At 73.4% G+C, this 9,214-nt stretch carries 8 protein-coding genes; 5 read left to right on the top strand and 3 right to left on the bottom strand.

The features are described 5' to 3' along the window. Positions 1-88 precede the first annotated feature (88 nt). Together GA0115240_RS01495 and GA0115240_RS01490 are read right to left on the bottom strand one after the other, a co-directional pair. The gene (locus GA0115240_RS01495) at positions 89-937 is read right to left on the bottom strand and encodes a MaoC family dehydratase (RefSeq protein ID WP_093734825.1); all 849 of its coding nucleotides are present in this window, start codon (positions 935-937) and stop codon (positions 89-91) included. Beyond that, positions 937-2,202 (bottom strand): 3-oxoacyl-ACP reductase, encoded by a 1,266-nt coding sequence (locus GA0115240_RS01490; protein WP_093734824.1) that lies wholly within the window; start codon positions 2,200-2,202, stop codon positions 937-939. The genes GA0115240_RS01495 and GA0115240_RS01490 overlap by 1 nt, the downstream gene beginning before the upstream one ends. A 157-nt stretch (positions 2,203-2,359) precedes the next feature. On the opposite strand from GA0115240_RS01490, the gene GA0115240_RS01485 reads away from it, so the two are divergent. Then, on the top strand, positions 2,360-3,655 hold the full coding sequence (locus GA0115240_RS01485) for an acetyl-CoA C-acetyltransferase (RefSeq protein WP_093734823.1): 1,296 nt from the start codon (positions 2,360-2,362) through the stop codon (positions 3,653-3,655). 139 nt (positions 3,656-3,794) lie between these two features. Then, on the top strand, positions 3,795-5,744 hold the full coding sequence (locus tag GA0115240_RS01480; protein WP_093734822.1) for an AMP-dependent synthetase/ligase: 1,950 nt from the start codon (positions 3,795-3,797) through the stop codon (positions 5,742-5,744). Between the two features lie 126 nt (positions 5,745-5,870). Here the strand turns inward: GA0115240_RS01480 and GA0115240_RS01475 are convergent, their stop codons facing one another. Beyond that, positions 5,871-6,074 carry a cold-shock protein gene (locus GA0115240_RS01475; protein WP_033177709.1) on the bottom strand — a complete coding sequence of 68 codons (204 nt, stop codon included), beginning with the start codon at positions 6,072-6,074 and terminating at the stop codon, positions 5,871-5,873. A 379-nt stretch (positions 6,075-6,453) separates the two neighbouring features. On the opposite strand from GA0115240_RS01475, the gene GA0115240_RS01470 reads away from it, so the two are divergent. From GA0115240_RS01470 to mqnC, 3 genes are all read left to right on the top strand, one after another. Beyond that, complete coding sequence (locus GA0115240_RS01470) at positions 6,454-7,365, top strand: menaquinone biosynthetic enzyme MqnA/MqnD family protein (RefSeq protein ID WP_093734821.1); 912 nt, start codon at positions 6,454-6,456, stop codon at positions 7,363-7,365. A 138-nt stretch (positions 7,366-7,503) separates the two neighbouring features. Continuing rightward, a complete protein-coding gene (locus GA0115240_RS01465; RefSeq protein ID WP_093734820.1) occupies positions 7,504-7,800 on the top strand; it encodes a WXG100 family type VII secretion target in 297 nt (98 codons plus the stop codon). A gap of 116 nt (positions 7,801-7,916) precedes the next feature. Then, complete coding sequence (gene mqnC / locus GA0115240_RS01460; RefSeq protein ID WP_093734819.1) at positions 7,917-9,143, top strand: cyclic dehypoxanthinyl futalosine synthase; 1,227 nt, start codon at positions 7,917-7,919, stop codon at positions 9,141-9,143. Positions 9,144-9,214 lie beyond the last annotated feature (71 nt).

The following is a 9,214-nucleotide window of genomic DNA, read 5'->3' as shown; positions in this document are numbered from 1 at the left end:
CCGCGGGGCGAACCGGGGCAGCCCGGGCGATCCGGCCGGGAGAACGCGGCCACCTTGATGAACTTCGCCTGGTCGGGCCTGGCCGGTCTCATGCAGGGCCGGCGCTGGGCTCCGTGAGGTCCGCCCAGCCGGTCAGATGCACCCCGGCGGGCCCGCGCAGCGCGAACCGCTCCGCGTCGGCGGCGTAGTGGACGGTGGAGGGCAGCAGCACCGGCCGGCGGAATTCGGCGGACACGTACCGCACCTGCGGCCGCTCGGCGACGCAGCGCGCCAGTGTCCACATGCCGTGCGCGATCGGCCGGCGGAAGCCGAGCGGACGCGCCGTCCAGCGGTAGAGATGGATCGGGTTGTAGTCGCCGGTCACCCGGGCATGGCGCCGTCCGAGGTCGGCGGGCAGCCGCCACACCGCCCGCTCGGGCAACTCCGGGCCGGCAGCGGGCTGTTCGCCGGCCGGCTCCGGGGCCGGCTCGGGCGCGTGTCGCGTCCCGTGGCGGGCCAGATACGTACTGCGGTCCTCCCACACCACCTCACCGCCCAGCCGGGCGCGGGTCACCATCAGCACCTCGGTGCCCCGCCGGTGGGCCCGCAACTCCTCGGCCCGCACGCTGAGTTCGGGTCGGTCGGTGACCCGCAGCGTCCGGCGGGAGGTGACGGTGATCCCGGTGTGGACCAGGCCGACGAGCGGCAGCGGAAAGGCCCGGGCCGCCATGATCCGCGCGGCCAGCGGAAAGCCGAGGATGTGCGGGTAGGTCAGCGGGAGCGCGCCGTCCGCCGGTTCGGCGAACCCGCACACCTTCGCGTACGCCGCCACCCGCCCGGGGTCGATCCGCACCTCGGGCCGGGCCAGCCGGAACGGCGGCAACTCGCCCCGGAAGGCGGCGGGCCGCTTGCCGACGCCCGCCACCGCGCCCCGGGCCAGCGTGATCAGCAGCGCCATCACGCCCCCAGCAGCGACTGACCGCACACCCGGACGACCTGCCCGCTGATCCCGCCCGACGCGGCCGAGGCCAGCCAGGCCACCGCCTCCGCCACGTCCACCGGCTGGCCGCCCTGCCCGAGCGAGTTCATCCGCCGTCCCGCCTCACGGATGAACAGCGGCACCGCCGCCGTCATCCCGGTCTCGATGAAGCCGGGCGCGACCGCGTTGACGGTGATGCCCCGCTCACGCAGCGCCGGGTCGGCCGCGAGAGCCCGTACGAAGCCGATGATCCCGGCCTTGGAGGCCGCGTAGTTGGTCTGCCCCGCGTTGCCGGCGATTCCGGCGATGGACGCGGTGGCGACGATCCGCCCGTGGTCGTTGAGCACGCCCGCCTCGAGCAGGTGCTCGGTGGTGCGCAGCACGCTGGCGAGATTGACCTCCAGCACCGCGTCCCAGCGGTCGGCGTCGAGGTTGGCGAACCTGCGGTCGCGGGTGATGCCGGCGTTGTGCACCAGCACGTCCAGGCCGCCGCCGGCTTCCGCCAGCGCGGCCCCGATCCGTTCGCCGGCGTCCGGCGCGGTGATGTCCAGCGGCAGGGCGGTGCCGCCGAGCCGGGCGGCGAGCTCGCCGAGCGCCTCCCCGGCTCGGGGCACGTCCAGGCACACCACGTGTGCCCCGTCCCGCGCGAGGGTGGCGGCGACCGCCGCGCCGATGCCGCGCGCGGCGCCGGTGACCAGCGCGGTCCGCCGCCGGTCGCCGTCCGGCTGCTCCCCGGCCGCCGGGCCCACCTCGATCACCTGCCCCGACACGTAGGCCGACTTGGGCGACAGCAGGAAGCCGAGTGTCGAGTCCGCCGCCGCGCCCGGCGCGAGCCGTACGAGCTGCACGGTGCCGCCCCGGCCGATCTCCTTGCCCAGCGACCGGACGAATCCCTCCAACGCCTGCTGGGCGGCGGCCTGCTGGACATCGCCGTCGCCGGGCCGGGCGCCGAGCACCACCACCCGCCCGCAGGGCGCGATCCGGCGTATCAGCGGGTGCAGCGAGGTGTGCACCGCGCGCAGCCCGGCCGGATCGGCGATGCCGGTCGCGTCCAGCACGACCGCCGCGTACGGCTGCGTCCCGGCCGGCGCCGCCTCGCCCGCCGCCAGCCGCAGCACCGGCCCGTCCAGTGACGGGTGTTCGGCGGACCACCGGCGCAGCGGGGCCGGCTGGGGCAGGCCGAGCCGCCGCGTCAGGAAGCGGCCCGGGGCCGTACCGGTCAGGCGCAGGTAGCGATCGGCCATTGGCCTTCTCCTTACTCTGGAGTAAGTTTACCGGCGGTAAGGCTACTGGCGCGGTGCTGCTCCGGCCAAGCCCCGGCCGCCGGGCAGGGCCGCCGTCGTCGGGCCACCGACCCCCGCACCGACCGCAGTTCGCCGCAGACCCCCCGGAGGGAACCGCATGCAGTCCGTTCGCCGCGTCGCCGTCATCGCCGGGAACCGGCTCCCCTTCGCACGCTCCGACGGGCCCTACGCCACCGCCTCCAACCAGGACATGCTCACCGCCGCGCTGGACGGGCTCGCCGCGCGGACCGGGCTGGCCGGCGAGAGCGTCGGCGAGTTCGTGGCCGGCGCGGTGCTCAAGCACAGCCGCGACTTCAACCTCGCCCGCGAGACCGTGCTCGGCTCCGTACTGGACCCGGCCACCCCCGCCTACGACCTCCAGCAAGCCTGCGCCACCGGCCTCCAGTCGGTGTTCGCGGTCGCCGCCAAGATCGCGCTCGGCGTCATCGACTCCGGCATCGCCGGCGGCACCGACACCACCAGCGACGCGCCGCTCGGCGTCAATGACGAGCTGCGCCGCGTCCTGCTCGCCGCCCGCCGCGCCACCTCGCCGCGCGCGCGGGTCCGGGCGCTGGCCGCCGTACGGCCCCGCCACCTGGTCCCGGACATCCCGCGCAACGCCGAGCCGCGGACCGGCCTGTCCATGGGCGAGCACGCCGCGCGCACCGCCGCCCAATGGGGCATCACCCGCCAGGCGCAGGACGAACTGGCCGCCGCCAGCCATCAGCGCCTCGCCGCCGCCTACGACCGGGGCTTCCTCGACCCGCTGGTCACGCCCTACCGCGGCCTGGACCGCGACCAGAACCTCCGCCCGGACTCGACGGTCGGGAAACTGGCCCGCCTCAGGCCCGTCTACGGCGGCCCGGACGGCACCATGACGGCCGGCAACTCCACCCCGCTCACCGACGGCGCCGCCGTCGTCCTGCTGGCGAGCGAGGAGTGGGCCGCCGCCCGCGGCCTGACGCCGCTGGCCTTCCTGACCGCGTACGAGACCGCCGCCGTCGACTACGTGTCCGACGGCCCCCGTTCGGACGGCCTGCTGATGGCTCCGGCCTACGCCGTACCCCGGATGCTGGCCCGGGCCGGACTGCCGCCGGACGTGTCCCGCTTCGACCTGTACGAGATCCACGAGGCGTTCGCCTCCCAGGTGCTGGCCACCCTCGCCGCCTGGGAGGACAAGGACTACTGCACCCGGCGGCTCGGCCTGGACGCGCCGCTGGGCAGCATCGACCGGACCCGGCTCAACACGGTCGGCTCCTCGCTCGCCACCGGCCACCCCTTCGCCGCCACCGGCGCCCGGATCGTGGCCACCCTCGCCCAGCTGCTGGCCGAACGGGACGCCCCCGGCCGCGGGCTGATCTCGATCTGCGCGGCCGGCGGCCAAGGCGTGACCGCCGTGCTCGAACGGTACTGACGCCGCCCGCCGCCCGCCGCCCGCCCGCCCGATCCGGCCGCCCGAACCGGGACGGGACCCGGGCCCGTGGCCGCCCCGCACCGGCCGCACCCGCACCCGCCGGATCCCACCCGTACCCCCACCCACCGGAGCCGCCGACATGACCGTGCACCAGGCACCTCCACCCCCCTCTTCCGGCGCGGCGCCGACCGGGGCCGCCACCCTGCCCGCGCCCGCGGTCCCCGAGACGCTCACCGAGGGCGCCCGGGTCGTGCAGGCCTCCGTGGCGCCGCTGGTGGCCCCGCCCGAGCGCGGCAGCCTGGCGGACATACCGTTCACCAACGCGGCCGAGGCGCCGGGGGAGACAGTGCTCAGCCGGAAGGACGCCGACGGCCGCTGGCAGGACGTCGGCGCCGCCGTCTTCGCCCAGGAGGTCACCGCGGTGGCCAAGGGCCTGATCGCGGCCGGGCTGAAATCCGGCGACCGGCTGGCCATCATGGCCAGGACCAGTTACGCCTGGACCCTGCTGGACTTCGCCGGCTGGGCGGCCGGGCTGATCACCGTCCCCATCTACCCGACCTCCTCGGCCTCCCAGGCCGCCTGGATCCTCGCCGACTCCGGCGCGGCCGGCTGCGTGGTGGAGAACGTCGAGCAGAGCCGGCTGATCACCGGCAGGCGCGGCGACCTGCCCGGGCTGCGGCAGCTCTGGCAGCTCGACGCGGGCGCGGTCGACCAGATCGTCGCCGACGGCCGTGCGCTGCCGGACGCGCTGGTCACCGCGCGGCGCCAGGGGCTGGGTCCCGCGTCGACGGCCACCTTGATCTACACCTCCGGAACCACCGGCCGGCCCAAGGGCTGCGTGCTGACCCACGGCAACTTCTTCGCCGAGGTGGACAACTCCATCGAGCTGCTGCAGCCGGTCTTCACGGCGGTCAGCACCGAACCGCCGTCCACGCTGCTGTTCCTGCCGCTGTCCCATGTCTTCGGCCGGATGGTCGCGGTCGGCTGTCTGCGCGCCCGGGTCCGGCTCGGGCACGCGCCCAGCATCGCCACCGAGGACCTGCTCGCCGACCTGGCCGGTTTCCGGCCGACCTTCCTGCTGGCCATCCCGTACGTGCTGGAGAAGGTCTACAACACCGGCCGGGCCACCGCGGAAAAGCTGGGCCGGGCCGCCTCCTTCGACCGGGCGGCCGGGGTGGCCCAGCGGTACGGCGAGGCGCTGCTGGCCCGGCAGACCGGCGCCGGGCCCGGCCCGTCGCTGGGCCTGCGGCTGGCCCACGCGCTCTACGACCCGCTGGTCTACCGGCGGATCAGGGCCGCGCTCGGCGGCAAGGTCCGGTACGCGATCTGCGGCGGCTCACCGCTCGGCCGGCGGCTGGCGTCCTTCTACGCGGGCGCCGGGGTGACGGTCTTCGAGGGCTACGGCCTCACCGAGACCACGGCGGCGGCCACCGTCACGCCGCCGCTGCGCCCTCGGCTCGGCACGGTCGGCTGGCCGCTGCCCGGCACGGCGGTGCGGATCGCCGGGGACGGCGAGGTGCTGCTGCGGGGCGGGCAGATCTTCGCCGGGTACTGGGGGCCTTCCGGTTTGCCGTCCGGGGCGCCCGGCGGCGGCGCCGACGGATGGTTCGCCACCGGGGACCTCGGCGAGCTGGACGCGGACGGTTATCTGACCATCACCGGACGGAAGAAGGAGATCCTCATCACCTCGGGCGGCAAGAACGTGGCGCCCGCCCCGCTGGAGGACCGGCTGCGGGCCCATCCGCTGGTCGGCCAGTGCATGGTGGTCGGCGACAACCGGCCCTTCGTCGCCGCGCTGCTCACCCTGGAGCCGGACGGTCTGGCGCACTGGCAGCGCATGCACCACAAGGAGGGGCTGCGGCCGACCGCGCTCGCCGAGGACCCGGAGCTGATCGCGGAACTGCAGAGCGCGGTGGACGACGCCAACTCCACCGTGTCCCGGGCCGAGTCGATCCGTACCTTCCGGGTGCTGCCGGTGGACTTCACCGAGGAGGGCGGCCACCTCACGCCGTCGATGAAGCTGAAGCGATCGGCGGTGCTGCGGGACTTCGCCGCCGAGGTCGAGGCGCTGTACGCGGGACGGCGGTAGCGCGGGACGGCGATAGCGCGGGAGAAGAGGCGGAAAAGAGGCAGGGGCCCCGCTAGGTGTGCGGGGCCCCTTGGTACGGCAGGTTCTGGGCGCGACCGCGCCGTGGAAAAACCGGACTAGCGGGAACTAGTTCGGGGTGACGTTCTCCGCCTGGGGGCCCTTCGGGCCCTGGGTGACGTCGAAGGTCACCGGCTGGTTCTCCTCGAGGGAGCGGAAGCCGGAGGCGTTGATCGCGGAGTAGTGAACGAAGACATCCGGGCCGCCGCCGTCCTGGGCGATGAAGCCGAAGCCCTTTTCAGCGTTGAACCACTTCACGGTTCCGGTAGCCATAAAGCCCTCCTTGGGCCCAAAGGGTTGCCCTGCTCCAGAACCTGCAACTGCGAAGTCTGAAAATTACAAAAGCCTGCGGGTTACATGCTCCGCAGGCTTTAGTACTGCAAGGAAACCAAACTGCAACTTGCGATGAGCCTAGCATGTGCGGTCTGGGCCGGGGAAGGGCAAGAAGATCTCTCTTTCGCGGGTCGCGCGAGCCGTCCCCGGGCGGTCCCGGGACGGTCGCCGCGCAGGCGGGGGGCGCCGACGGGCGCGTGAGCGGGCGCGGCGGCGGAGCCGTGGGGGACAGGCGTGGACATCGGGTGATAAAGCCCTTACGGCGTGCCACGGACACCCCGGCGCCGCTCCGGACGAACCCAGGAGTAGCGTCCGGCATATGGACACATCTGCGCGTGGTGACGCAATCGGCGACGTAAGCGGAGAGAGCGGAGAGAGTGGAGAGAGCCGCGGGGTAAGCAGCCCCGTGCGCCCCCGGGTGGGCCACATCCAGTTCCTGAACTGCGTCCCGCTCTACTGGGGCCTGGCCAGAACCGGCGCCCTGCTCGATCTGGAGCTGACCAAGGACACCCCGGAGAAGCTCAGCGCCCAGCTGGTCGACGGCGACCTCGACATCGGCCCGGTCACGCTCATGGAGTACCTGCGGCACGCCGACGAGCTCGTCGCCCTGCCGGACATCGCGGTCGGCTGCGACGGCCCGGTCATGTCCTGCGTGATCGTCAGCCAGGTGCCGCTCGGCCAGCTCGACGGCCAGCGGGTCGCGCTCGGCTCCACCAGCCGCACCTCGGTCCGGCTGGCCGAACTGCTGCTCACCGAGCGGTACGGCGTCCGCCCCGACTACTACCGCTGCCCGCCCGACCTGTCGCTGATGATGCAGGAGGCCCAGGCCGCCGTCCTGATCGGCGACGCGGCGCTGCGCGCGTCCCTGCACGAGGCCCCGCGGCTGGGCCTGGAGGTCCACGACCTCGGCCAGATGTGGAAGGACTGGACCGGCCTGCCCTTCGTCTTCGCCGTCTGGGCGGCCCGCCGCGACTACTTCGCCGCGCACCCGGCAGCCGTCCACGACGTGCACCGCGCCTTCCTGGCCTCCCGCGACCTCTCGCTGGAGGAGGTCGCCAAGGTCGCCGAGCAGGCCGCCCGCTGGGAGGCATTCGACGAGGACCTGCTGCGGCGCTACTTCACCACCCTCGACTTCTCGCTGGGCGCCGACCAGCTCACCGGCATCGCCGAATTCGCCCGCCGGGTCGGCTTCCCGCCGTCTGCCAGGGTCGAGCTGCTCCCCTCCGCCTGAGGGCCCCCGCCCGGCTCCCCGCGGCCCGCTGCCGCGGGGAACCAGAGGCTGCCAAGGCCGCGTCCCCGCCTGTAAGTTGAAGCAGCAGCGCCACGGGGGCCGGCCCTGCGGCATGCTCAACGGGAGGCTTGAGCCGCTATGGCGAATGTCAACGTCACGTATCAGGACATGAGGGATGCGGCCGGCAAGCTGCGTTCCGGCCAGCAGGAGATCACCGAGAAGCTGCACTCGCTGCAGAAGTACGTCCAGGACCTGGTGAACGGCGGCTATGTGACGGACCGCTCGTCCAAGCAGTTCGACCAGTCGTACACCGAGTTCAACTCCGGTGCCACCAAGACCATCGAGGGCATCGACGGCATGGCGAAGTTCCTGGAGAGCGCGGCCGACGCGTTCCAGCAGGCGGACGAGCAGCTGGCCAAGGGCCTCGGCGGCTGATCGGCGGGCCCTTGCCGTACCGGAACGTGCCGGGGCGGCGGTCCCTTCCCGAGGGAGGCGGACCGGCTGGCGTACGCTGGCCTGGTCCGACCGACCTCTTCGAAGGGACCGCCCCGGTGACTTCCCCGACCTCCCCGTCGAGCGACATCGCAACCGTCCTCGACCGCGCCACGCAGGGCGGCCGGGTCACCCCGGAGGAGGCGCTGGACCTCTACCGTTCGGCCCCGCTGCACGCGCTGGGCGCCGCCGCCGACGCGGTGCGCCGCCGCCGGTACGCCGGCACCGAGCACATCGCCACCTACATCATCGAACGCAACATCAACTACACGAACGTCTGCGTGACGGCGTGCAAGTTCTGCGCGTTCTACGCGGCCCCCAAGGACACCGACAAGGGCTGGAGCCGCGGCCTGGACGACATCCTGCGGCGCTGCGCCGAGACGGTCGAACTCGGCGGCACCCAGATCATGTTCCAGGGCGGCCACCACCCGGACTACGGCGTGGAGTACTACGAGGAGCACTTCGCGGTGATCAAGCGGGAGTTCCCGCAGCTGGTGATCCACTCGCTGGGCGCCTCCGAGGTCGAGCACATGTCCCGGATCTCCGGGGTCAGCGCGGAGGAGGCGATCCGCCGGATCCACGCGGCCGGACTCGACTCCTTCGCCGGCGCCGGCGCCGAACTCCTGCCCGCCCGGCCCCGCAAGGCCATCGCGCCGCTCAAGGAGTCGGGCGAGCGCTGGCTGGAGATCATGGAGACCGCGCACCGGCTGGGCGTCGAGTCCACCTCGACGATGCTGATGGGCACCGGCGAGACCAACGCCGAGCGGATCGAGCACCTGCGGATGATCCGCGACGTGCAGGACCGCACCGGCGGCTTCCGGGCGTTCATCCCGTACACCTACCAGCCGGAGAACAACCACCTGAAGGGCCAGACGCAGGCCACTCTCTTCGAGTACCTGCGGCTGATCGCCGTCTCGCGGCTCTTCCTCGACAACGTCGCCCACATCCAGGGGTCCTGGCTCACCACCGGCAAGGAGGTCGGCCAGCTGTCCCTGCACTACGGGGCGGACGACCTCGGCTCGGTGATGCTGGAGGAGAACGTGGTCTCCTCGGCGGGCGCCAAGCACCGCTCCAACCGGATGGAGCTGATCCATCTGATCCGGGCCGCCGGGCGGGTGCCGGCCCAGCGGGCCACGACGTACGAGCACCTGATCGTCCACGACGACCCGGCCAACGACCCGGTGGACGACCACGTGGTCTCCCACCTGTCCTCCACGGCCATCGAAGGCGGCACCGCGCACCCCGACGTTGAGGATCCTGGAAGCCCGGTGAGGGCGTGGCGCTGACGCTGCACACCGCCGACCTGCTGCTGCCCGGCGGCTCCCGGCCGCCGGTGCCGGGCGGCGCGGTGCTGGTG

The sequence above is a fragment of the Streptomyces sp. DvalAA-14 genome (genome assembly GCF_900091855.1).
Taxonomy (GTDB): domain Bacteria; phylum Actinomycetota; class Actinomycetes; order Streptomycetales; family Streptomycetaceae; genus Actinacidiphila.
This window is presented reverse-complemented; position numbering and strand designations above follow the sequence as displayed.